Here is a 22,636-nt window from a genome sequence, read left to right on the forward strand (position 1 = left end):
CGCAACAATTGCAGCACTAAGGTCGGGCTTGCGGCGACAACGGCACTCAAAGCGAAGCAGACAGAGCCTAGGGCGAGAGCGCCAACAAATCCGTGCTGCTGCCAGCCATAAGGAGCACTGAAAATGTGGCCGCTCCAACTACAGATATCGTCCGTACAACTTGAATTGCGATCTTCAGAGTCGCCATGTCGGCGCTCCTATTCCACATTCAGATGAACCAATGCTGGGCCTTCGATGACCAAAGTTGCATGCGTCACTTATTGTCTGAAAATCTCGTGAGCCAGGTCAAGGCATATTCAAAGGCATCGATTGAAGAGAGCGTAGCGAAAGCCGCGTACCCGCTCGTTTCGCTTTCCCACTCGACGTCCGGCCCTTCCGCCCCACCCGCCGGTGTACCGGCTCGCGGGGCTTCATTTGCTTACAGTGGCATTGCGTTCCATATTTTCGATGCGCCGAACGGAGATCTCAAATGAAGCTCAAACTTTCCGCCGCGCTGCTCGCCGCAAGCCTCCCGCTCTCATCGATAGCTTTCGCCCAGGGCACCGCGCCCGCCGACGTTACAGTGATCAATGCTTGCCTGAAGACCGCGGAGGAAACCGGCGGTTTCGGTGGCGCGTGTGTCGGGCTCGTCGCCGACCCCTGCATTAAAAAGGCGGAAGGCGTGAATGACGATGTCGCCAAATGGAAAGCCTGCGCGGCGCGCGAACTCGCCATTTGGACGCAGAAAACCAATGAGGCGCTAAAGAAGGTTGAGGCCGGCGGGTTCGCCGACAAGATCAAGGCGGTCAAGGACTCGCAAAAAACCTTCGCCGCGTCGCGTGATCGCTTCTGCGCGGTCTTCGACAAAGTCGAGCCCGGCATGTACCGGGGCGACGCGAACTACTGCCGCCTGCGCGAGACCGCGAACCGCGCGCTGAGCTTGATCAAGCTCGGCGCTGCGGTCAACGAGCACTGAGACCTCTTAGTCCCACTCTCAATTGTCTCTCGCATAGGCGTATCGTCGATGTGGGGGCAGAGCGCGAGAGCTTTCGCTGTTTTTGCAAGCGACGTGACAGCCCTTCGAACAAAACCTGAAGTATTCCTCTTTCGTCACGATTTTATTTGGTTCGACCATCGTTGTTAAACGAGAGAAGCTATTGCAGATGCGCTCAATTTCTAATGTAAGCCAATACAGAGTTGATGGTCGAAAGTCGCTCTTCTTGCTCCTGCTTTTATTTGCGATCCCCTCGGATGACTGCTCCGCGCAGACACCGCCGCCCCCAATCAACGAACGTGCGTTCGAGCGCGTGCCGCCGACAGTCGTAACGAGGTTGGCGACCCGCTTTTCGCTAGGCTCATTTGCGGGCCGCTTCGAGGAGACGCGGCTCGACGCGGTTCGCGAAGCCCTGGGCGAAGGGACCATCCAACACCGAGGCGACGCTGGAGATAGTATCTATTGGCTGTGTTATCGGCGCGCGCAGCATCGATTGTGGGTCGTGTCCGGCGGGGAGATAGGCGGCCCGGATCATCTCGTCACGGAAATCGTTGAAGAGCTCACCGAGAAAGACGCCGGGGCTTCGACCGATTGCGGCATTATCCCGGAAAAATTCTCGCCCGTCATCTTCGACGGCAAGCTGCATTTAGGTATGTCGCGTCAGGAGGTAATCACGGCGTTGGGACCGCCGTCGAAGTCGGAAGCTGCTCAGATCGTGTATTCGCACGAGGGAAAGCTCGCAGACGGTTTCGATGAGACCGCTTGGCTCATTCTCCGATTTCGTGAAAACAAGCTTGTGTCCATGCGCGGCGGCAAGACCACAACGAATTGAAGTGGCTGCGAGCAGCGTTCGCGCTTTGCGACGGATGGGAGCGAGCCATGCCCGCTCCCGCACGACCTGCATCACATATCCGAGCCGAATGCCTATCGATGCCCGGATGGCGGCTCATGGTTCAAAGCGGCCTCGCTCGCCGAAGCATGTCTCACGCGGTCTCAGCAACAAGGGTGCCCGGCCATCCCGCATCTCTTGGGGCCGACGATCGCCAACACCGGGATCGCCGGCTCACTTGTCTTCACGGCTCCTTAACTGCAATCGACGACCATCACGCGCAATGAGGTCGAACATGCGCTTGCGGTTGAAGGCTGACGGACGGATCGTCGAATTGCGGGACGGGCACGAGGTGCCGCTGGTTCCCGATATGCCTGTCGTGCCGGAGCCGGTCGCGGTGCGACCCGGCGAAGCCGAAGTGCGCGATCTGCGCCGCCGTGCGCAGCTGACCCAGATGGAATTTGCCGCGCGGCTTGGCGTTCCCGTCGAGACGATCCGCAATTGGGAGCAGGGCAAGCGCATGCCGCGCGGCCCAGCCCGTGCCTTGCTGGCGGTGATCGCACATGCACCGGACACGGTGTTCGCGGCGCTCGCGCCGGTTGCCGCGGACGCCTGAACGATCACTGTGGATCATCGCCTGCGCTGACGCGCCGGCCATGTCCTGGAAAAGCCTGTCGGCGTTCGTATCGTTGCTCCGTCCGAGGAGAAGATGATGCAGTTCGTGGAAGCAAACGGCGCCCGCATCCCGGCCATTGGCCTCGGGACATGGGAACTGCGCGGCCGCATTTGTGCGCGTGTCGTCGAACAGGCGATCCGGCTCGGCTATCGCCACATCGACACCGCACAGGTCTATGAGAACGAGCGCGATGTCGGCGAGGGCATTCATGCCGCGCACATTCGCCGTGACGAGATGTTCGTGACGACCAAGGTCTGGACTACGCATTTCGCGCCTCACAATCTCGAACGCTCCGTGAAGGAAAGCCTGACGCGGCTGCGCATGACCGAGGTCGATCTGCTCTTGCTGCACTGGCCGAACCCGCAGGTGCCGCTGGAGGAAACGCTCGGCGCACTGGCGCATGCCAGGCAGATGGGCCTGACCAGACATATCGGCCTGTCGAATTTCACCGTGGCGCTGATCGAACAGGCGGTGGCCGCATGTCCCGAACCGCTGGTCTGCGATCAGGTCGAGTATCATCCCTATCTCGACCAGGCGAAGGTGCAGGGCGCCTGCCGGCAGAATGGTCTGGCCATGGTCGCCTACAGCCCCATCGCCCAGGGCAATGTCCGCGGCGATGAAACGCTTTCCGACATCGGCAAGGCGCATGGAAAGAGCGCAGCGCAGGTGTGCCTGCGCTGGCTGGTCCAGCAGGGCGCGGTGGCGATCCCGCGCACCTCCAAGGTCGAGCGTCTGTCGGAGAATATCGATGTGTTCGATTTCATGCTGTCCGAAACTGAGATGACGCGGATTTCGCATCTGGCGCATCCGAAGGGGCGGCTGACTGACTACGGCTTCGCGCCGAAATGGGATTGATCCATCAAGCTAGCCGGCATTTGCCGCATTGATCTTGTGGACGGGATGGCTCATGCAGTGACACCGTCCGGCAAGCCAAGGGCCTCATGTTTTTCACGTTCTCCAAGATGCTCGGCTTCTTCACGGAGCCGTCTAATGCGATCGCCATCATCTGCGTGATCGGCATTGTGCTGGTGCTGCTGCAGCGCCAGCGTGTCGGAACATTGCTGGTGACCTTTGGCATCCTGTTGCTGCTGCTGTTCGGCTATTCGCCTGTTGGCAATGTGCTGATGCTGTCGCTGACCGAGCGTTTTCCGAAATGGCAGGACGATGGCCGTGCACCCGACGGCATTATCGTGCTCGGTGGCGCTATCGATTCGGACTCGTCCGCGGCCCGCGGCTCGCTGGAGATCAATTCGGCCGGCGAGCGGATAACGGCGATGCTGGAGCTGGCGCGCCGCTATCCGCAGGCGCGTATCGTCTTCACGGGCGGCGCCGGCAGCCTGATTGAAAAGTCGCTGTCCGAAGCGCCCGTTGCTGGCGAGCTGCTGCAGCGTTTCGGCGTGGCCCCGGAACGCGTCACGCTCGAAACCGCTTCCCGCACCACCGACGAAAATGCCGCCTTCACCGCAGGTCTGGTGTCGCCGAAGCCCGGCGAGCGCTGGCTGCTGGTGACGTCCGCCTGGCATATGCCGCGCGCGATCGGCGCGTTCCGCAGGGGCGGCTTCGATGTCGAAGCCTATCCGGTGGACTGGCGCACGCGCGGCTGGATCGATGCCACCGAGACCTTCGATTCCGCCAGCGCCGGCCTTGGCCGGAGCGACATCGCGGTTCACGAATGGGTGGGGCTGATCACCTATTGGCTCGCCGGCCGCAGCAGCGAGTTGCTGCCGGGGCCAAAGAAGCGGTGATGCGTCACTCCCCCTTCGGCAGCCCCAGCCGATATACGCCGCGGAAGTCGTTGGGATCTTCGACCGGCTTGCCCTTGCGATAGATCACCAGCCGGCCGTCCAAAGCGAGCGCCACGGCGGCGCGGCGGATCGGCATCAAGAGCGCATGCCAGTCGCCCTCGGGTTCGATCACATGCGCGATCTCCGGCGGGCTCAGCGTGCCCGCGCCGTTGCGGATGAGCGCGTCGAGGATGGCCTCGTCGAGCGGCAAGGGCTTCGGTTTCGGGGCCAGCTTGGCGGCTGACGGCTTCGGAGTCTTCGAACTGGGTTTGGACATGCTCTGCCATGACCCATCGTACCGCACGACGCAAGCTGTGGCTTGACGGACATGGCGCGGGGCAGGGCACGACGCTATGATCGGGCCAGTCGGCGTATAGAAGTCTCATTAGCCCCATGGAACCAAGGCACCTCATCCGCGCAGCGATTGCCGTCTCGGTGGTCGGCCATCTCGCTTTGGCGGCGGGGGTCTATTTCGCTGATGCGCGTCCGATGGAGCAGCACGAGGAGAGCGTTGCCGTCGATCTGGTAACGCCGCAGCAGCTCGCAGAGGCGGAGAAGAAGGCCGAGGAGACGCCGCCGGAGCCCGAGAAAAAGCCAGAGAAGAAGCCGGAGCCGGAATTTCGGCTGCCTGATTTGACCAACAAGCCCACCCTGGAAGAGCAGAAGACCCAGGCCATCGCCGCCAAACCGCAGTCATCGGCGCAGAACACCCCGCCGCAGCCGCAGAAGACGTCGCCGCAGCAACCCGCACCGTCACCGCAGCAACAGGCCGCCCAGCAACCGCCGTCGCCTCAGCAGCAAGCCCAGCAACAGCCGCAGGCCACTCCCGCAACGCCGCCTCCGTCAGCGCCTCCCGCTACGCAGCCGCCGTTGCAGCAGCAGGCTGCGCTGCAGGCTCAGCCGCCGGCGCCGCAACCGGGCCCACAGCAGGTGCCGCCGCAGCCCGAGGCCGATATCACCGTGAAATACGGCGTCATGCTAGGCTTGCCTGAAGGCTTCGGCGGCGGCGCATCGGAGCAGGCGGACCTGTCCAAGCTCGATATCGCCGCTTTTCGGCGACATCTCAAAACCTGTTCGAAATTGCCCACCACCGTCGCGCGCGGCGATGACGCCAAGGTCAAGCTGCGCGCCGTGTTCTCGCCGGATGGCCGGCTGGTCGCGGAGCCGACGGTGATCGAGGTGCGGCGGCCGGCCAAGGCCGCGCTGCTGATGCAAGCGGCCAAACAGGCGCTGGAAGCCTGCCAGCCTTATGCGATGCTGCCAGCCGACAAATACGACGAGTGGAAAGTGCTCGATCTCGATTTTACGCCGCAGGATTTCGCGGGGTAACCCTTATTTCGGCATCGGGCGCCATGGCCTGCCAGGCATTGGAGGCGAACTGCCGGCGCCAGGTCACGATCACCACGGCAGCCGTCGAGACCAGAAACACCCAGGGGCTGACGAACCAGCCGAGATAGCCGAGCGCGAAGAAGAAGGCGCGCTGCCCACGGTTGAAGTGCCGGGCCGCTGCGCCAAACATCCTGGTTGTGCGCACCACATGCGCTTCGGCCTCCGGCGTGTCGCGCTTCGAGGCCAGCGGCATCGCGCCGATCAGGATCGCGACATAGTTGAACAGCCGGTACGACCAGGCGAATTTGAAGAACGCATAGACGAAAATCAGAATCAGCCCGAAGCACTTGATCTCCCACATGCCGGGCGTGGTGTTGAAGCCGAGCGGCAGGTTCTGCATCATCGGCATCACTTCATTGGTGGCGCGCAGCAGCGCCAGCGAGCCGCCGATGGCGATCAGCGTGGTCGATGCAAACCACGCGGTACCGTTCTGCAGCGAGGTCATGATGTGGGTATCGACGATGCGCGCCTCGCGCTCCAGCAGGCGGCGCATCCAGACCTCACGATAGGCGTGCATGCGTGCCGACAGGCTGTCGCGGCCGTATTTGGTGTGCTCCAGCGTGATCGCATAGGTCGTCCACTCCAGGATGAAGAAGCCCAGCGCGAAGACGTCGACCCAGGAATAGTTGATCATGAAGCACCTATTGTATCAGTTGGCACTTTTGCCACGCATGCCGTGATGCAGCAACAAGCCTGTGTACGCGGCTTGCTTGCAGAGGCGCATGCGTGGCAATTTACCGGTCTCGCAAGGAGTGGTTGATGTCGCTGTCGCTGGTGATCGGTAACAAGAATTATTCGTCGTGGTCGATGCGGCCATGGGTTGCGCTGAAGGCCTGCGGCATCCCCTTCGCGGAGGTTTTTGTCCCGCTCTACACGGATGCCGCCGACAAGCAGCTTATTCTCGATGTGACCCCGTCAGGTAAGGTGCCGGCGCTCGTCGATGGCGAGATCACGGTGTGGGATTCGCTGGCGATCATCGAATATGCCGCCGAGCGTTTTCCGGATGCAAAGCTCTGGCCGGAAGGCCGGGCGGCGCGCGCCCATGCGCGTTCGGTGTCCGCCGAGATGCATTCCGGCTTCATGCCGCTGCGCAACGAATGCGGCATGAATCTGCACCGGCCGGTCCGGGCGAAGGCGCTGTCCGACGATGCCAAGGCCAATATCCGGCGCATCCAGCAGATCTGGGCCGATTGCCGCGCGCGTTACGGCAAGTATGGACCGTATCTGTTCGGCGCCTTCAGCGGCGCGGATGCCATGTATGCGCCGGTGGTGCACCGGTTCCTGACCTACGACATCGATGTCACGCCGGAAGCCCGTGCGTATATGGATACGATGCAGGCGCTGCCGGCGTTTCGGCAATGGACCGACGAGGGCCTCGCCGAGACCATCGTCATTCCGCGCTTCGAGGATGACTGAAAGCCGCCACGATTTCGTCATGACCGGGGCCGTGCCATAACAACCGCATATTGCGGGTTCATGGCAGCCGGACTTTCTTTGGAAGCATTTTCTTCGGAAGCAGGGCTTTCTTTGGAAAATTGGCTTCCACACATGCGGGGACGACTCGATGAACGGGGTATGGGCGAATTCGCTCGATCAAATCTGGCGCGCGCCGACGCTTCCGATGTGGCTCGCGCTGGCTGCCTCCATCTTCTTCGCCCTGATCGTGCTGGCCACGCTGCTGCGCGCCGAGAAGTCCGTCGCCAATGGCGCGCTGACTGTGATCACGCTGCTGGCGATCGGCGTTGCCGCTGCTGCGACACTGCGTAAATCCGAAACCGCGGGGCAGGACGCCTCGCACGCCGTCGTTGCAATGTCTCAGGTGAATGCCTCGCTGCCTGCGCTGTCCTGCCTCGACGATCTCGCCGGCGACATGGTGCTCGCGGGCTGCGAGAAGGTGCTGTTTGGCTCCGCGGATTCGGTGGCGGCTGCCGTATCGGCCTCGGCTGCGCAGATCAATCGTTTGACGTCGTATGGCGATGTCGCGGCAGCGAATAAATCCATGACGCCTGAACTGGCGGGGCTGCGCCGCGCGATCGAGCGCGATCGCTACGGTCTGATTGCCTATGTGTTGCAGTCGCGCGATCGCTGCATGCCGGAGAGCTGCGCGGCCTATGCCGCGCTGACCGATCACAAGCGGATTGCCGCGAATATGGAAGAGCGGACCTATGAGGGTCTCGTGACGCGCTATGCGCCCGGCTGGAACGCACCGCCTGCGGCTGCAGCCGCTGCGACGGGCGCGCTGGCCGGATTGCCGGCGTCGGTTCCGACCGGCAAGCCGACCACGGCCGATTTCCCGTCCTCGTCCTCGATTCCGCCGATCTCGATCATGACGGAAACGCCCGTGAAGCCACCGGCCGCCGCCAATGCGCAGGCGCCTGCGCCGCGCGCCGCGTCGACAACGCCGCCACCTGCTGCTGCGAAGAAGCAACCCGCACCGAAGACCGCCGCTCGTCCACAGGCGCCTGCCGCCCCAGCGCCCGTGCAGCTTGCGCCGGAAGCTCCGCCGGCCGATAACTGAGCGGTGGATAACGCCTTGTAAAACCGCGTCGCACTGCCGATTTCTGACCCATGCCCCTGCATCTCATCAAGCTCGCCGTCGGCTGCGAATCCATCGCGGATTTCAAGAGCTATCTCTCTGAACGGATGCGCGCAGCAAAAGCGCGCGGCGCACCTCAGCATCACATCCACATCACCCGCATGGTGCCGAAACGCGATGCCGAACTGCTCGACGGCGGTTCGCTCTACTGGGTGATCAAGGGCGAGATCGCCTTGCGCGAAAAGATTCTTGCGATCGAACCGTTCCGCGACAGCGACGGTATCAATCGCTGTCGCCTGGTGATGCAGCCGAAACCGGTCACGGTCGCGCCGCGCCCGCTGCGCCCATTCCAGGGCTGGCGCTACCTCACCGACAAGGACGCCCCGCCGGATCTCGGCAAGGCTGCCGCGAGTATCGAGGCAATGCCGGAGCCGATGCGGCGCGAACTGCGGGAACTGGGGCTGCTGTAGGGCAGGGCTCGCTCGTCATCGTTGCTCCAGCCTCGTCATTCCACCCCACACTCGTCATTCCGGGGCGCACGAAAGCGGCGCAGCCGCTGAAGGGCGAACCCGGAATCCCGGAGTGTTTGGCGCGATCGGAGACTCCCATGTCGAGATTCCGGGTTCGCGTCCGGCAAGAGCCGGCCGCGCCCCGGAATGACAGTGTGGAGCACAATTCAGCGCTAAACATTTTTTCCTATTCGCCGTTGACAACGTCCTGATCAGGTTTATATTCCCCTACGTCCTGCCCCGATGAGAGGGGCGAGCGCGATCGTCACGTTCGCGGGGCAGGATGCGGTGGACGCCGGAGATGCGGCGTCACGCGGTTCATGGGTGACGTCTGTCTTCGGGCAGGACGGATCTGCGCCAGCACTGCCACTGGCAAGGACACGGCCGACCTTCGGATGGAAAGAATCCTGGACAGTGTGACGGACGACCAAGTCAAAACGCGTTCGGCCAAGTGCTTTGCGGCTACCCTGTCCCTCCGCCCTGGGACATTAATTTTGGTGATGGGACCGTTCGCCATGGCAGATGTGCAGGCAACCGAAAAAACACCGTATGCGGAACGTCGGGCACTTGCTCGGCGCCTCCGAAAGTCCTGATGCACGCTAACCTGCGGAAGACCGCATTCGCATCAGGCCCAAGGGTGCAACGGGCACCCGGCGTTCCGCACGCCCTCTCACAAGGGGGCGGGAATGCAAAAGACGACGGCGCCCCCGCGCCGCAAACAATGGGGGCGATGACGCATGTCTGAAGCGCAGTGGCTGTTTGACAGTTGAATCCGCATCGAACGTCGCGGCCTGCGCGTAACGCGCGCTGTCGTCGGCACCGTCCAGCCCACCACTTCCGGAAATCCTGACCTCCGCTTTTGTGAGAGCTCGCTGACCAGATTAGTAAACAGCTTAATCACTGGCGAAAAAGCTCCCGGCTGTGTTGCATCCATTCCGCTCTGTGAAATTCACGTCCGCAGCGTGAAATGTTGTCGCTTGCCAAGGCTGCCGTGAAAGGTCACAAAAAACTGAACTGGGACGAAACACCAATCGGAGAGACGTTTGAGCATCAAGGGCAAGGCATATATCGCCGGCATCTACGAACACCCGACCCGGCACGCGCCGGATAAATCCATTGCGCAGTTGCATGCCGAAGTCGCCAAGGGTGCGCTCGAGGATGCAGGCCTCACGCATAAGGATGTCGACGGCTATTTCTGCGCAGGCGATGCGCAAGGGGGCCTGTGGCCGATGGTCGACTATCTCGGCCTCAAGCCGCGTCACGTCGACTCCACCGAGACCGGCGGCTGCTCCTACATCATCCATCTCGGCCATGCCGCGCAGGCGATCGCTGCGGGCAAGTGCTCGATCGCACTCGTCACACTGGCCGGCAAGCCACGCACCGGCGCGATGCCGCCGCGTCTGCAGGGCGCCGAAGCCGATTTCGAGACCGCTTACGGTGCGACCACGCACAATGCCTATGGCATGTGTGCCATGCGTCACATGCACGACTACGGGACGACCAGCGAACAACTCGCCTGGATCAAGGTCGCAGCCTCGCATCACGCGCAGTACAACCCGCACGCGATGCTCAAGGACGTCGTCACCGTCGAGGACGTGCTGAACTCGCCGATGATCTCCGATCCGCTGCACCGCATGGATTGCTGCGTCGTCAGTGACGGCGGCGGTGCGATGATCGTGACCACGCCCGAAATCGCCAAGAGCCTGAAGAAGCCGCTGGTCCGCCTGATCGGTCACGGCGAGGCCATGAAGGGTCCGCGCGGCGGCAAGGATCTCGACCTCACTTACTCTGCCGGTGTGTGGTCCGGTCCGCGTGCTTTCGAGGAAGCGGGCGTGACGCCGCAGGACATGAAATATGCGTCGATCTATGACAGCTTCACCATCACCGTGCTGATGCAGCTTGAAGACTTGGGCTTCTGCAAGAAGGGCGACGGCGGCAAGTTCGTCTCCGACGGCAACCTGATCTCGGGCGTCGGCAAGCTGCCGTTCAATACCGATGGCGGCGGCCTCTGCAGCAATCATCCCGTCAATCGCGGCGGCATGACCAAGATCCTCGAGGCCGTGCGCCAGCTGCGCGGCGAAGCCCATCCCAAGGTGCAGGTGCCGAATTGCGATCTCGCGATCGCCCACGGCACCGGAGGCCTGCTCGGCGTACGTCACGCCGCATCGACCGCTATTCTGGAGCGCGTGTAATGACTGAAGCCAAGAAGTATCCGACGCCCGCCGGCAATCCTGAATCGCAGCCGTTCTGGGATGCGGCCAAGGATGGCAAGTTCATGATCAAGCGCTGTACGACCTGCGGCGAAGCGCATTTCTTCCCGCGTGCGATCTGCCCGTTCTGCTTCTCCGACAAGACCGAGTGGGAACAGAGCTCGGGCGAGGGCGAGATCTACACCTACAGCCACATGCGCAAATCGGCGACCGGTCCCTACGTCATCGCCTATGTGACGTTGAAGGAAGGCCCCTCGGTGCAGACCAACATCGTCGACTGTGAGCCGGACAAGCTGAAGATCGGCCAGAAGGTGAAACTGGTGTGGAAGCCCACCGACGGCGCGCCGCTGCCGTTCTTCACGCCGGCGTAGCGACACACTCAAACTGTCATCACCCGCGAAAGCGGGTGATCCAGTAAACGCCGAAAGGCCTGTTGTACTGGATCGCCCGGTCATCTAGCGAAGCTCGCTTCGCGCTGCCGGGCGATGACAGTTCGGGACAAACCCAACAAGCAAGAAAATCGGGAGCGAGCTCAAATGCCCATCAACTACGAAGCCTTGATGGCGATGAAGAACATTGGCCAAAAGTATGCCTGGACCGATCGCGAAGTCATGCTCTACGCCTACGGTATCGGCATGGGCGCCGATCCGATGGACGAGAAGGAATTGGCCTTCGTCAATGAAGGCACCTACACGCCGCGTCCGCTGAAAGTCGTGCCGACTTACGCCTCGGTCGCCGCATGGGGTTCGGGTCCGGGCGAGATGGGCCTCAACAAGCTGCTCGTTGTCGATGGCGAGCGCGACATCACTTTCCACAAGCCGCTGCCGGTGGCTGCGAAGATCACCGCCGATAGCAGCGTGCTCGGCGTGTTCGACAAGGGCGCGGACAAGGGGGCGGTGATCCTGCACCAGACCATTCTGCGCGATGAAGCCGGGGAGGCGCTGGCGACTTTGGTGGCGTCGCGTTTTGCGCGCGGCGATGGCGGCTTCGGCGGCAAGTCGGAAGGCCAGCCCGAGCCGCATGCGATGCCGAAGCGCGCACCGGACAAGACGGTCGATATCACCACGCGGCCCGATCAGGCGTTGATCTATCGCCTGTGCGGCGACCGCAACCCGCTGCATTCCGATCCGGAATTCGCCAAGCGCGCCGGCTTCCCGCGGCCGATCCTGCACGGCATGTGCACCTATGGCATCACCTGCCGCGGCGTGCTGCAGACCTATGCCGATTACGATCCCTCCGCCTTCAAGCAGCATGCGGTGCGGTTCTCGTCGCCGGTGTTTCCCGGCGAAACCGTCAGCATGGATTTGTGGAAGGACGGCAACGTGGTGAGTTTTGAGGCCAAGGTGAAGGAACGCGGCGTCACCGTGATCAAGAGCGGCAAGACCGTGCTGGCGTAGCCACAAGTGGTCATTCCGGGGCGCGCGCATCTTCGCGCGCGAACCCGGAATCCCAGAGTGTTTGGCACACCGGAGACTCTCATCATGAGATTCCGGGTTCGGTCTCGCCGCCTGCGGCGTCGATACCGCCCCGGAATGACGGAGAACTAAAAAACCACACAAGGAGAACGTCATGGGTCTTCTCGACGGCAAGGTTGCCATCATCACAGGCGCCGGCGGCGGCCTCGGTGAAGCCTACGCGAAACTGTTCGCGCGCGAGGGCGCCTTCGTGGTGGTCAACGATCTCGGCGGCCCGCGTGACGGCTCAGGCTCCGACCTCTCGATGGCGCAGCAGGTGGTCGACGCCATCAAGAAGGAAGGCGGCAAGGCCGTCGCCAACGGTTCCGATATCTCGACCATATCAGGCGGCCAATCGGTGTTCGACGATGCCATCAAGGCCTTCGGCAGGGTCGACATCCTCGTCAACAATGCGGGCATTCTTCTGGATCAGACCTTCGCCAAGGCGTCCGAAGCGGCATGGGACAAGGTGATGAAGGTGCATCTCAAAGGCACATTCTGCGTCACCCAGCCAGTCTTCAAGTGGATGAAGGAAAATCGCGGCGGCGTCATCGTCAACACGTCCTCGACTTCCGGCCTGATCGGCAATTTCGGCCAAAGCAATTATGGCGCAGCCAAAGGCGGCATCTGGGGCCTGTCCAATGTGCTGGCCATCGAGGGTCGCAAATACAATATCCGCGTGTGGACGCTGGCGCCGGGCGCGCTGACGCGGATGACCGCGGACCTGCCGCGCTATATCGAAAATCCCGGCGCGGCCCTGGGACCGGACGGTATCGCGCCGGCGGTGCTCTACATGGTCAGCGATCTCTCCGGCAGCCAGACCGGCAAGGTTCTCGGCGTGTCCGGCCCGCGCGGCGTTCGCGAGATGAAGATGATGGAAATGGAAGGCTGGAAACCGCCCCATGACGGCTGGAGTGCACAGGACGTGGTGACCCATGCCGGCGAGATCTTCTTCTCGGAGGAGGCGAGCCAGCACGGGGCACGGCGTTTTTGAGGGGCAGTTGGGCCCGGTTCGGGCGGACAGACCGGATATTTCCCGGTAGAATGCCGGCATCCATTCACAGAGGCCCATGATGAAACTGACCGCCAAAGCCACAGGCACCTTCGCCATCGCACCGACCCCGTTCCTCGACGACGGCCGCATCGACGACAAATCGATCGACGGCCTGACGGATTTCTATGCCCAGGTCGGCTGTGATGGCGTCACCGTGCTCGGTATCATGGGCGAGGCGCCGAAGCTGGAGGGGGCCGAGTCCGAGGCCGTGGCAACCCGCTTCATCAAGCGTGCCGGCGACAAGATGCAGATCATCGTCGGCGTTTCCGCGCCGGGTTTTGCGGCCATGCGCTCGCTGGCGCTGAAGTCGATGGATGCCGGCGCTGCCGGCGTCATGATCGCCCCGCCGCCGCATCTGCGCACCGACGATCAGATCACCAACTATTTCAAGGGCGCTGTCGAGGCCATCGGCGACGACGTTCCGTGGGTGCTGCAGGATTATCCGCTGACATTGACCGTGGTGATGACCCCCGCCGTGATCCGCAAGATCATCATGGACTCCAAGTCCTGCGTGATGCTGAAGCACGAGGACTGGCCGGGCCTGGAGAAGATCACCGCGCTGCGCAACTTCCAGAAGGACGGCAGCTTGCGCGAAACCTCGATCCTCACCGGCAATGGCGGCGTGTTCCTGGATTTCGAAATGGAGCGCGGCGCCGATGGCGCGATGACGGGTTATGCCTTCCCTGAGCTGCTGATCGACGTCGTCAATCTTCAGAAGAAGGGCGAGCGCGACAAGGCGCACGATCTGTTCGATGCTCATCTGCCGCTGATCCGCTACGAGCAGCAGCTCGGCATCGGCCTCGCGGTCCGCAAATATGTACTGCACAAGCGCGGCGTTATTGCATCAAGCGCGCAGCGCAAGCCGGGTGTCGCGATCACGGCGCAGGCGAAGGCGGAGGTCGATTATCTCCTGTCTCGCGTGGCTCGCTATGATAAGCGCGCGAACATCGCACCGCAGTCGAGCGCTGCGGGTTAATAACTCCCCAGAAGTGTCATGGCCGGGCTTGACCCGGCCGTCCATCTTCAGGGGTGCCAAGTAGAAGATGGATGCCCGGATCAAGTCCGGGCATGACAAACGAGAGGTCGGCGATCGCCGGCACAACAGGCATCAAAGAATGCCGATCAGGGAGAAACTGAATGCCAAGCGAGCCCGGCGTTGTGCGTCCTGCTTCCACCATCCTGCTGCTGCGCAAGGGTGCAACCGACGCCATCGACGTCTTCATGATGGTGCGGCACTATCAGATCGAATTCGCATCGGGCGCACTGGTGTTTCCCGGCGGCAGCGTCGATGCCGGAGATCGCGAGATCGGTACGCAGCCGAACCTATATAGCGGCGGTGACGGCCTCGATCCCGATGCGCTGGCTTTCAAGATCGCCGCGATCCGCGAGACTTTCGAGGAAAGCCGCATCCTGCTGGCGCGACCGCGCGGCTCTAACGACCTGATCGCCGCGACGAAGGCGAGCGCCATCGCCGATCAGCATCGCGACGCGCTGAACGAGGGCAAGGTTAAATTCGCCGATATCATCGCCGAGAACGATCTCGAACTCGCGCTCGATCTGCTCGTGCCATATGCGCACTGGATCACGCCGGAGGGCATGAAGAAGCGGTTCGACACATGGTTCTTCCTCGCCGAGGCGCCGCCCGAGCAGGTCGGCATGCATGACGGCAAGGAGTCCACGGACTCGATCTGGCTGTCGCCGCGTGAAGCGCTGGAAGGCGGCGCATCGGGCCGTTTCACGCTGCCGTTCCCGACCACGCGCAATCTGATCAAGCTCGGCAAGCAACCCAGCGTCGCGGGGGCACTCGACGACGCGAGCCGCAGTACGATCGTCAGCGTCACGCCCATCGTCACGCGCGATGGCGACAAGCGCCAGCTGCGGATTCCGATCGAGGCTGGCTATGACGGCGAGGTGTTCGAACTCACCGGAGCGCCGTAGCGCTCAGGTCTATCCCACCTTGGCTTGCGGCGCCGCTGCGGCGTTCTCCCAGAATGGCCGCCGCAACTCGCGCTTCAGCACCTTGCCGGCACCCGACAGCGGGAAGGGTTCGCTACGGACATCGACACTGCGCGGGCACTTGTAGCCGGCGATCTTCTCCTTGCAGAAGGCGATGATCTCGGCGGCATTGACACTCGCACCGGGCTTCGGAATGACGAAGGCATGGACGGTCTCGCCCCATTGCGGGTCGGGAATGCCGATCACGGCGCATTGTGCCACGGCAAGATGCTGCGCGACGACGTTCTCGACCTCGGTAGAATAGACGTTCTCACCGCCCGAGATGATCATGTCCTTCATCCGGTCGACGAGATAGATATAGCCTTCGTCGTCCATGTAGCCGCCGTCGCCTGTGTGCATCCAGCCGTCGATCACGGCTTTCGCGGTCTCTTCCGGTCGCTCCCAATAGCCCATCATCACGTTCTGGCCGCGCACGGCAACTTCGCCGACCTCGCCATTCGGCACAGGATTGCGATTAGCGTCGACGATGCGGGCCTCGCAGCCGATGGCAGCGCGGCCGCAGGCGCGTTGACGGTTCTTCGCCGCAGCTTGCTCGCCGAAATGTTGATCCCACGGCAGGTGCGTCGCCAGCGGTGACAGTTCGGTCATGCCGTAGAGCTGATGGAATTCGGTCCCGGGCATTCCGGCCATCGCGCGCTTCAGGAGCGCGTCGTTGATCGGCGAGGCGCCATACATCATGATTTTCAGCGATGACAGATCGGCGGTCGCGAAAGCGGGGTGATCGACCAGCATCTGGATCATGGTCGGGACGATCAACGTCGCCGATACTTTTTCGCGGGCGATGGTCTGCATCACGGGCTCCGGACTGAACATCCGGACAATGACATTGGTGCCGCCGGATGCCAATGAGGTGAACATCACGCCGCCATTGGCGACGTGAAACATCGGTGCGGCGTTGAGATAGACTGAGCCATAGGGCAGCAGTCCTTCGCTCATCATGTGCAGCGAGTTACTCATGATATTGCCGTGGCTCAGCATCACGCCCTTGGAGCGGCCTGTCGTTCCGCCAGTGTAAAAGATGCCCGCGAGATCCTCGCGTGTCCGCATCGCATCCAGCACCGGCTCTGTCGATTGGACCAGCTCATCGTAGTTGTGCGCTTCCGCGGGACCTTTTTCGTCGTCCGCATAGACCAGCGTGAGTGGCATCGCTTTGGCGAGTTCGACGCCCATGGTGGCGAAGACGCTGTCGACGACAAGCGCCGTGGCACGGCAGTCGAGCAGGGAGTCGAGAATTTCGGCCTGGCTCCAGCGCACATTGGTAGGCACGATCACAGCGCCGACCCAGGCGATACCCAGATAGAGTTCGAGATAGCGGTCGGAGTTCAGCATCAGCACCGCCACGCGGTCGCCATGCTTGACGCCAAGCTTTTGCAGCGCACCAGCGAGCCGCGCGACGCGGTCGCCAACCTCGCGCCATGTCCGGCGGCGATCGCCATCGATGGTGGCTATTGTCTGCGGGCTGGTTTGCAGCGCACGGCGCAGGCCTTGCGTGATATTCATGGCGTTTCCCCTCGATACTGCGGATGCTGTGCGCATCTCTGTCGCGCGATCATAACCATAGGTGAGGGGCGGGCAAGCGTAGCCGATCGCTTATATCTCACCAGATGGTTCAAAGGATTTGCGCGAGCTTTGCGATGCAAAACGCGTCAGAGAAAAATCTGGAACTGTTCTCATCTGTTGACGATTCAACTCCTGCGCGTAACATCGTGACAGGCCCGCCAGAGGCCATTGGGAGTGAAATGCATGAGACAGCTTGCTCGTCGGGGCGCGTCTTCGCGTCCATTTTTCAACGGGACACTTAACTCACATACAATACTGCACCGTTGGCTCCGAACATCCATCGCAGCAGCGCTTGGCGCGACGTTGTTAGGCGGTGCCGCCAACGCACAGACGAAGGGCACACCGGATCATATCAAGGCCGTCACGTCGGCGATCGACAGCGCCGCAATTACAGCCAACACGGCGACGTCCAAGGACTGGCCGACTTACGGCCTCGACTATGCCGAGACGCGCTTCAGCAAGCTCAATCAGATCACGGCCGAGAACGTCAAAGATATCGGCCTGATGTGGACCTACAATCTGGAATCCATCCGCGGCGTCGAAGCGACGCCGCTTGTGGTGGACGGCATCATGTATGTGTCGGCGCCATGGAGCGTGGTGCATGCCGTCGATACCCGGACCGGCAAGCGGCTATGGACCTTCGATCCCGGCGTAGATCGCGAGAAGGGCTATCGTGGCTGCTGCGATGTCGTGAATCGCGGCGTCGCGCTCTACAAGGGCAAGGTGTTCGTGGGGGCTTATGACGGCCGGCTGGTCGCACTGGATGCCGCGACCGGCACGAAGGTCTGGGAGAAGGACACGGTCATCGACCGCAAGATGTCCTATACGATCACCGGCGCGCCGCGCGTGTTCAACGGCAAGGTGGTGATCGGCAATGGTGGCGCCGAATATGGCGTGCGCGGTTACGTTACGGCCTATGACGCTGAGACCGGCAATCAGGCATGGCGCTGGTTCACGGTGCCCGGAGATCCGGCCAAGCCGTTCGAGGACGACTCGATGGCTGCCGCGGCGAAGACCTGGGATCCGGCCGGCAAATACTGGGTCAATGGCGGCGGCGGCTCGGCCTGGGATACGATCACTTTCGATCCCGACCTGAACATGGTCTATATCGGCACCGGCAACGGCTCGCCGTGGAATCGCAATCTGCGCAGTCCGGGAGGCGGCGATAATCTCTATCTCGGCTCGATCGTCGCGCTGAATGCCGATACCGGGAAATATCTCTGGCACTATCAGGAAACGCCCGGCGACAACTGGGACTATACGTCGACGCAGCCGATGATCCTGGCCGATCTCACCATCGACGGCGCACCGCGCAAGGTGGTGCTGCACGCGCCGAAGAATGGCTTCTTCTTCGTCATCGATCGCACCAACGGCAAGTTCATCTCGGCGAAGAACTTCGTCGATGTGAACTGGGCTACCGGCTACGACGCCAGCGGAAGACCGATCGAGGTACCGGAAGCCCGCTCGCCGGACAAATCCTTCGACAGCATTCCCGGACCGTTCGGTGCCCATAACTGGCATCCGATGTCGTTCAATCCGCAAACCGGGCTGGTCTATCTGCCGGCGCAGGGTGTGCCTTTGAACCTCACGGGCGAGAAGGCGCTGGTGCAGAATGCGCAGGGCTCGAACAAGTTCGGCGGCACCACGGGCTGGAATGTCGGTTTCTCGCTCAATGCCGAGCCGCCGAAGAACCCGCCGTTCGGGCGTCTCATCGCTTGGGATCCGGTCAAGCAGAAGGAAGCCTGGCGCGCTGAGTATATCGCACCCTGGAATGGCGGCACGCTCACGACGGCCGGCAATCTCGTGTTCCAAGGGACCGCGGACGGCCGGTTCATCGCCTACAACGCCAAGACAGGCGAGAAACTCTGGGAGACGCCGGTCGGCACCGGCGTCGTGGCGGCGCCTGCGACCTATGTGGTCGATGGCGTGCAATACGTGTCGGTGGCGGTTGGGTGGGGCGGCGTATTCGGGATCACCCAGCGCGCGACGGATCGTGAGGCGCCCGGCACGGTCTACACCTTTGCCATTGGCGGCAAGGCGCCGTTGCCAGCCTTTACCAAGTACCAGATCGGTAATCTGCTGACCGGGGTCAAATACGATCCCGCTCACGTGCCGGAGGGGACTTCGATCTACGTTAATGCCTGTGCGACCTGCCACGGCGTGCCCGGCGTGGATAAGGGCGGCAATGTGCCCAACCTGGGCTATGTCCCCACCGAGACCATCACCAACCTGAAGGACATCGTCTTCAACGGGCCATTCAAGGACAAGGGCATGCCTGATTTTACCGGCAAGCTCACGGAAGCGGATGTGGTCAAGATCCAGGCCTTCATCCAGGGTACAGCCGACGCGATACGGCCGAAATAAACACCATGCTGGACGGTTCGGCCCGATCGGGCCGTCCAGCATGTTCCCCCGGCGGCTGAAGTCGGGATATATTGGGACGCTCTGAAGTCCGGTCCCACAACCATGTCCTCTGCCATTACGGCATTCTTTCAGCGGGTCCGATCGTCCTCGCTCTCGATCGGCCAGCTGACTTTCAGCGGGTTCCTGCTGGTGTTGACGGTGATCCTCATCACCAGCATCGCCAGCGTGGTTGCGATCCGTCATATTGACAATACCTTCGCCGAGCTTGAGCGGCTGCAGAGCGTCGGCGATCTGGCCGAAAACATCGACCGCCGCCTGATCAGCCTGCGGCTGGCAGCACGCGATTTCGTCACCGATCCCGACGCACAGCCGGAAAAGGTCTCGCAGGCTGCCACGGCGCTCGGCGATCTCCTGAAGAAGACCCGGATCGAGCTTGCGCCCGAGCAGCGCGACATGATTGACGGTGTCGACGCGCGGTTGACCAAGTACCGCGAAGGGATTGAGCGCGTCTCATCGCTGATCGCACGTCGCTCCGCTATGCTGGCGACGCTCCCGCCGCTCCGCGAGCAATTCGAGAACGCCGTTCCGGATGTGACGAATTCAAATGCCGCCAAAGCCATGTTCCGGGCGCAGAACGAGATCGCGGCGGCTTTGCTGGCGCGCGATCCGATCGGAGCCGAGCAGGCCGCCCAGCGCATGCGTGCGCTGCCGATCAGCACGCCCGCGCTTCGTGCGGCCGCCGATGCCTACACCGATGCAATCATCTCGATCTCGGAAACCGAGAGCGAGATCGCCGATCTCGACAGGGATGTGCTTGGCGCTGAAGGCCGATTAATCGGGCGGGTGACCGAATTGTTGCGCGAGCTTAGCGCCCGTCGCGGCCGCGTCCTGTCGCGTGAGTTCGCGCGCACGCTGACCGAGGCAAGATGGCAAAGCATCATCCTTGGCACGGCGGGCGTTCTGGTCGGGCTGTTGGCGGCACTATTCGTGGTGCGGCGGATCGTGAAGCCGCTGAAGGCGATTGCCAAGTCGATCCGTGCGCTAGCTGGCGGCGCCAAGCACACGCCGATCCCGGCGATGGATCTGGAGAATGAAATCGGTGACATCGCGCGCGCCGCGGAGGTGTTCCGCAAGACGCTGGTCGATGCCGATGCCGCGCGCGAGGCGGCCTTGCATGCGTTGGCCGAGCAGAGGCTGGCGGAAGAGAGTTATCGCAAGCTGTTTGAAGGATCCGTCGACGGCATCTATGTGACGACGCCGGCAGGTGCGCTGCTCAATGCCAATCCGGCACTGGCGCGGATGATGGGGTATGATTCACCGGAAGACCTGATCCGCGCCACGCTGGATATCTCGCGCAACATCTATGTCGATCCCGCGGCGCGCGCCGAGTATCAGCAGCGCATGGCAAGCGACGGAATGGTGCGCGAATTCGAGTATCAGGTCCGTCAACGGCACGGCACGGTCCTCTGGCTGTCCGACAGCGCCACGGCGGTCCGCGACGAGAATGGCGAGGTTGTGCGTTATGAGGGAACAGTCCGCGACATCACCAACCAGAAACATGCCGAAGCCGCGATCAGGGAAGGTCGCAGGTTGCTGCAGCAGGTCATCGATACCGTTCCTGCCGTCATCAACGTAAAAGACACCGATCTGCGATACGTCTTGATGAACCGGTATATGGCGGGGATTTTCGGCATCGAGCCCGGTGAGGCGATCGGGAAAACCACTGGCGAGTTGATGATGCGCTTTGGCGCGTCGAAGACCGACTCGCCTGACAAGATGGTGCTGGCGACCAGGAAGGGCCTCGGTTTCTACGAGGAAGAGTACAAGGACGCTGCCGGTGTGATGCGGCAGTGGCTGGTCAACAAGCTGCCTTTGCTGACGACCGATGGTGATATCCAGAACATCGTGACCGTGGCGCTCGATATCGGCCAGCGCAAGCGCAGCGAGCAGGAGATGCTCAAGGCCAAGGACGCCGCTGAGACAGCGCTACGCAATCTGCGTGAGACGCAGAATTCGCTGATCGAGGCGGAGAAGCTCGCGGCGCTTGGGCGGCTTGTTGCCGGCGTGGCCCATGAGGTCAACAATCCCGTGGGCATCAGCCTGACCGTGGCGTCATCGCTGGAACGCAAGATCGCGCTGTTCGGCGAGGAGGTTGCGCGTGGCGAGCTGCGCCGCTCGACCCTGACTGAGTTCATCGAGTCCAACCGCGACGCGGCGGCACAATTGGTTGCTAATCTCAATCGCGCGGCTGAGTTGATCCAGTCGTTCAAGCAGGTTTCCGCTGACCGCAATTATTCCGACCAGCGCGTCTTTGATCTCGCCGATCTCACCGAGCAGGTGGTGATGAGTTTGAAACCGGGATTACGAAAACAGAAGCTGGCGCTTTCGGTCGACTGCAAGCCAGGACTGACGATGAACAGCTATCCGGGTCCGTATGGTCAGGTGCTGACCAATCTGTTCCTCAATTCCGTCGCTCATGCATTTCCCGATGGCAATGGTGGCTCGGTCGAGATCAAGGTGCAGGAAGCCGGCAACGATCATGTGGAAATTCTTTTCGCGGATAACGGCGTCGGCATGAGCCCGGAGGTCCGGCGGCGTGCTTTCGACCCGTTCTTCACGACGCGCCGGGATCAGGGTGGCACAGGCCTGGGTCTGCACATCGTCTACAGCATCGTCACCAGCCGCCTCGGTGGTCGTCTGCATCTGCAGTCCGACCCGGGGCAGGGAACGCGCATCCAGATCATCCTGCCGCGCGTCGCGCCGCTGGAGATGGCTGCGGAATAGCGGACGCTGCTACTGCTGAAATTCCGCAAGCTTGCGCAGTGTCGCGCGGAATATCTGGCTGTGCTTGCCGACGAGCGCTGTGCCGTTCATCGTCGCCGACGTATCCGTGAAAGTACCCGACAGACCGATACCGACCGGTTGGCTCTGGCCGCCGAACAGTGGACTCATGTCAGGGCTGGGCGTGTGCTGCATGACGGAAACCTCGCCCTTGAAGGTGCCGGCTTCCTTGTTGAGAACATAGGTACCGACGTAGAACAGGTACGCGTCGCCGCCGAGCAGTTCGCCTTCGCGAAAGGTTACAACACCGCTGCCCTTGCCTGAACGCCCGTCGAGAAGCTCGACATGGATCGAGTAGAGTCCATTCTTCATAATAGCCCGATGGCGCGAACCCGTCCCTTGGTTGCGCAATCAGAAGTATTGCAAAGACCGTATACCAACGTCAACGCATTCGCGGGCGCTGTTGGTGCACGAGCGAAAGACCGAGTGACGCAGGTGCGC

21 protein-coding genes are annotated in these 22,636 nt (G+C 62.2%); 17 read left to right on the plus strand and 4 right to left on the minus strand.

All coding sequences use genetic code 11. The annotated features are described in order from the left end of the window. Nucleotides 1-469: 469 nt before the first annotated feature. From AB8A50_RS03930 to AB8A50_RS03950, 5 genes are all read left to right on the plus strand, one after another. Complete coding sequence (locus AB8A50_RS03930) at nucleotides 470-955, plus strand: lysozyme inhibitor LprI family protein (RefSeq protein ID WP_089267242.1); 486 nt, start codon at nucleotides 470-472, stop codon at nucleotides 953-955. Nucleotides 956-1,142: 187 nt separating this feature from the next. Continuing rightward, entirely contained in the window at nucleotides 1,143-1,805 is a 663-nt protein-coding gene (locus AB8A50_RS03935) for a hypothetical protein (protein ID WP_439076949.1), read from the plus strand. A 280-nt stretch (nucleotides 1,806-2,085) separates the two neighbouring features. Further along, nucleotides 2,086-2,418, plus strand: a complete 333-nt coding sequence (locus tag AB8A50_RS03940) for a helix-turn-helix domain-containing protein (protein ID WP_089267244.1) — start codon at nucleotides 2,086-2,088, stop codon at nucleotides 2,416-2,418. A gap of 96 nt (nucleotides 2,419-2,514) precedes the next feature. Continuing rightward, nucleotides 2,515-3,333, plus strand: a complete 819-nt coding sequence (locus tag AB8A50_RS03945) for an aldo/keto reductase (protein WP_439076950.1) — start codon at nucleotides 2,515-2,517, stop codon at nucleotides 3,331-3,333. Between the two features lie 86 nt (nucleotides 3,334-3,419). Next, nucleotides 3,420-4,223, plus strand: a complete 804-nt coding sequence (locus tag AB8A50_RS03950) for a YdcF family protein (RefSeq protein WP_439076951.1) — start codon at nucleotides 3,420-3,422, stop codon at nucleotides 4,221-4,223. 4 nt (nucleotides 4,224-4,227) lie between these two features. Here AB8A50_RS03950 and AB8A50_RS03955 read toward each other — a convergent pair whose 3' ends face one another. Beyond that, the gene (locus tag AB8A50_RS03955; protein WP_439076952.1) at nucleotides 4,228-4,539 is read right to left on the minus strand and encodes a DUF3253 domain-containing protein; all 312 of its coding nucleotides are present in this window, start codon (nucleotides 4,537-4,539) and stop codon (nucleotides 4,228-4,230) included. 116 nt (nucleotides 4,540-4,655) lie between these two features. Between AB8A50_RS03955 and AB8A50_RS03960 the strand changes: the two genes are divergently transcribed. Continuing rightward, on the plus strand, nucleotides 4,656-5,591 hold the full coding sequence (locus tag AB8A50_RS03960; protein WP_439076953.1) for a hypothetical protein: 936 nt from the start codon (nucleotides 4,656-4,658) through the stop codon (nucleotides 5,589-5,591). Here AB8A50_RS03960 and AB8A50_RS03965 read toward each other — a convergent pair. After that, nucleotides 5,566-6,282, minus strand: a complete 717-nt coding sequence (locus AB8A50_RS03965) for a DUF599 domain-containing protein (RefSeq protein WP_081421764.1) — start codon at nucleotides 6,280-6,282, stop codon at nucleotides 5,566-5,568. The two genes, AB8A50_RS03960 and AB8A50_RS03965, sit on opposite strands and share 26 nt — an antisense overlap. A gap of 128 nt (nucleotides 6,283-6,410) precedes the next feature. Here AB8A50_RS03965 and AB8A50_RS03970 point away from each other — a divergent pair, with 128 nt between their 5' ends. The 9 genes from AB8A50_RS03970 to AB8A50_RS04010 all read left to right on the plus strand — a co-directional run bounded on the left by AB8A50_RS03970 (nucleotide 6,411) and on the right by AB8A50_RS04010 (nucleotide 15,352). Continuing rightward, nucleotides 6,411-7,067: a glutathione S-transferase family protein gene (locus tag AB8A50_RS03970; RefSeq protein ID WP_439076954.1), complete on the plus strand. Its 657-nt coding sequence runs from the start codon at nucleotides 6,411-6,413 to the stop codon at nucleotides 7,065-7,067. Between the two features lie 148 nt (nucleotides 7,068-7,215). Then, entirely contained in the window at nucleotides 7,216-8,169 is a 954-nt protein-coding gene (locus AB8A50_RS03975) for a hypothetical protein (RefSeq protein WP_439076955.1), read from the plus strand. 50 nt (nucleotides 8,170-8,219) lie between these two features. Then, complete coding sequence (locus tag AB8A50_RS03980; protein ID WP_116664113.1) at nucleotides 8,220-8,657, plus strand: DUF1489 family protein; 438 nt, start codon at nucleotides 8,220-8,222, stop codon at nucleotides 8,655-8,657. Between the two features lie 1,082 nt (nucleotides 8,658-9,739). After that, the gene (locus AB8A50_RS03985) at nucleotides 9,740-10,888 is read left to right on the plus strand and encodes a thiolase domain-containing protein (protein WP_089267251.1); all 1,149 of its coding nucleotides are present in this window, start codon (nucleotides 9,740-9,742) and stop codon (nucleotides 10,886-10,888) included. Continuing rightward, nucleotides 10,888-11,277, plus strand: a complete 390-nt coding sequence (locus tag AB8A50_RS03990) for a Zn-ribbon domain-containing OB-fold protein (RefSeq protein WP_439063669.1) — start codon at nucleotides 10,888-10,890, stop codon at nucleotides 11,275-11,277. Before AB8A50_RS03985 ends, AB8A50_RS03990 begins: the two co-directional genes overlap by 1 nt. Before the next feature lie 165 nt (nucleotides 11,278-11,442). Next, nucleotides 11,443-12,303 (plus strand): MaoC/PaaZ C-terminal domain-containing protein, encoded by an 861-nt coding sequence (locus tag AB8A50_RS03995; protein WP_320443922.1) that lies wholly within the window; start codon nucleotides 11,443-11,445, stop codon nucleotides 12,301-12,303. Between the two features lie 172 nt (nucleotides 12,304-12,475). Then, the gene (locus AB8A50_RS04000) at nucleotides 12,476-13,354 is read left to right on the plus strand and encodes an SDR family oxidoreductase (RefSeq protein WP_439076956.1); all 879 of its coding nucleotides are present in this window, start codon (nucleotides 12,476-12,478) and stop codon (nucleotides 13,352-13,354) included. 79 nt (nucleotides 13,355-13,433) lie between these two features. Then, nucleotides 13,434-14,390: a dihydrodipicolinate synthase family protein gene (locus tag AB8A50_RS04005; RefSeq protein ID WP_439079916.1), complete on the plus strand. Its 957-nt coding sequence runs from the start codon at nucleotides 13,434-13,436 to the stop codon at nucleotides 14,388-14,390. Between the two features lie 161 nt (nucleotides 14,391-14,551). Then, on the plus strand, nucleotides 14,552-15,352 hold the full coding sequence (locus AB8A50_RS04010; RefSeq protein ID WP_093758831.1) for an NUDIX hydrolase: 801 nt from the start codon (nucleotides 14,552-14,554) through the stop codon (nucleotides 15,350-15,352). A gap of 9 nt (nucleotides 15,353-15,361) precedes the next feature. Here AB8A50_RS04010 and AB8A50_RS04015 read toward each other — a convergent pair whose 3' ends face one another. Then, nucleotides 15,362-16,930, minus strand: a complete 1,569-nt coding sequence (locus tag AB8A50_RS04015; RefSeq protein ID WP_439076957.1) for a long-chain-fatty-acid--CoA ligase — start codon at nucleotides 16,928-16,930, stop codon at nucleotides 15,362-15,364. A 243-nt stretch (nucleotides 16,931-17,173) separates the two neighbouring features. Here AB8A50_RS04015 and AB8A50_RS04020 point away from each other — a divergent pair, with 243 nt between their 5' ends. Both AB8A50_RS04020 and AB8A50_RS04025 read left to right on the plus strand, forming a co-directional pair. Next, the gene (locus AB8A50_RS04020) at nucleotides 17,174-19,354 is read left to right on the plus strand and encodes a PQQ-dependent dehydrogenase, methanol/ethanol family (protein WP_439076958.1); all 2,181 of its coding nucleotides are present in this window, start codon (nucleotides 17,174-17,176) and stop codon (nucleotides 19,352-19,354) included. Nucleotides 19,355-19,456: 102 nt separating this feature from the next. Continuing rightward, nucleotides 19,457-22,138, plus strand: a complete 2,682-nt coding sequence (locus AB8A50_RS04025; protein WP_439076959.1) for a PAS domain S-box protein — start codon at nucleotides 19,457-19,459, stop codon at nucleotides 22,136-22,138. 9 nt (nucleotides 22,139-22,147) lie between these two features. Here AB8A50_RS04025 and AB8A50_RS04030 read toward each other — a convergent pair whose 3' ends face one another. Further along, nucleotides 22,148-22,507 carry a GrlR family regulatory protein gene (locus tag AB8A50_RS04030; protein WP_089267259.1) on the minus strand — a complete coding sequence of 120 codons (360 nt, stop codon included), beginning with the start codon at nucleotides 22,505-22,507 and terminating at the stop codon, nucleotides 22,148-22,150. Between the last annotated feature and the right edge of the window lie 129 nt (nucleotides 22,508-22,636).

This window comes from Tardiphaga sp. 841_E9_N1_2, from assembly GCF_051811065.1.
Taxonomy (GTDB): Bacteria; Pseudomonadota; Alphaproteobacteria; order Rhizobiales; family Xanthobacteraceae; genus Tardiphaga; species Tardiphaga robiniae.

Coding starts and splice junctions, on each gene's coding strand:
- AB8A50_RS03950 (WP_439076951.1), top strand. CDS start 3,420: ATGTTTTTCACGTTCTCCAAGATGCTCGGCTTCTTCACGGAGCCGTCT.
- AB8A50_RS03975 (WP_439076955.1), top strand. CDS start 7,216: ATGAACGGGGTATGGGCGAATTCGCTCGATCAAATCTGGCGCGCGCCG.
- AB8A50_RS03940 (WP_089267244.1), top strand. CDS start 2,086: ATGAGGTCGAACATGCGCTTGCGGTTGAAGGCTGACGGACGGATCGTC.
- AB8A50_RS04030 (WP_089267259.1), bottom strand. CDS start 22,507: ATGAAGAATGGACTCTACTCGATCCATGTCGAGCTTCTCGACGGGCGT.
- AB8A50_RS03945 (WP_439076950.1), top strand. CDS start 2,515: ATGCAGTTCGTGGAAGCAAACGGCGCCCGCATCCCGGCCATTGGCCTC.
- AB8A50_RS03970 (WP_439076954.1), top strand. CDS start 6,411: ATGTCGCTGTCGCTGGTGATCGGTAACAAGAATTATTCGTCGTGGTCG.
- AB8A50_RS03960 (WP_439076953.1), top strand. CDS start 4,656: ATGGAACCAAGGCACCTCATCCGCGCAGCGATTGCCGTCTCGGTGGTC.
- AB8A50_RS04015 (WP_439076957.1), bottom strand. CDS start 16,930: ATGAATATCACGCAAGGCCTGCGCCGTGCGCTGCAAACCAGCCCGCAG.
- AB8A50_RS03955 (WP_439076952.1), bottom strand. CDS start 4,539: ATGTCCAAACCCAGTTCGAAGACTCCGAAGCCGTCAGCCGCCAAGCTG.
- AB8A50_RS04020 (WP_439076958.1), top strand. CDS start 17,174: ATGAGACAGCTTGCTCGTCGGGGCGCGTCTTCGCGTCCATTTTTCAAC.
- AB8A50_RS04000 (WP_439076956.1), top strand. CDS start 12,476: ATGGGTCTTCTCGACGGCAAGGTTGCCATCATCACAGGCGCCGGCGGC.
- AB8A50_RS04010 (WP_093758831.1), top strand. CDS start 14,552: ATGCCAAGCGAGCCCGGCGTTGTGCGTCCTGCTTCCACCATCCTGCTG.
- AB8A50_RS03980 (WP_116664113.1), top strand. CDS start 8,220: ATGCCCCTGCATCTCATCAAGCTCGCCGTCGGCTGCGAATCCATCGCG.
- AB8A50_RS03995 (WP_320443922.1), top strand. CDS start 11,443: ATGCCCATCAACTACGAAGCCTTGATGGCGATGAAGAACATTGGCCAA.
- AB8A50_RS03935 (WP_439076949.1), top strand. CDS start 1,143: ATGCGCTCAATTTCTAATGTAAGCCAATACAGAGTTGATGGTCGAAAG.
- AB8A50_RS03930 (WP_089267242.1), top strand. CDS start 470: ATGAAGCTCAAACTTTCCGCCGCGCTGCTCGCCGCAAGCCTCCCGCTC.
- AB8A50_RS04025 (WP_439076959.1), top strand. CDS start 19,457: ATGTCCTCTGCCATTACGGCATTCTTTCAGCGGGTCCGATCGTCCTCG.
- AB8A50_RS04005 (WP_439079916.1), top strand. CDS start 13,434: ATGAAACTGACCGCCAAAGCCACAGGCACCTTCGCCATCGCACCGACC.
- AB8A50_RS03990 (WP_439063669.1), top strand. CDS start 10,888: ATGACTGAAGCCAAGAAGTATCCGACGCCCGCCGGCAATCCTGAATCG.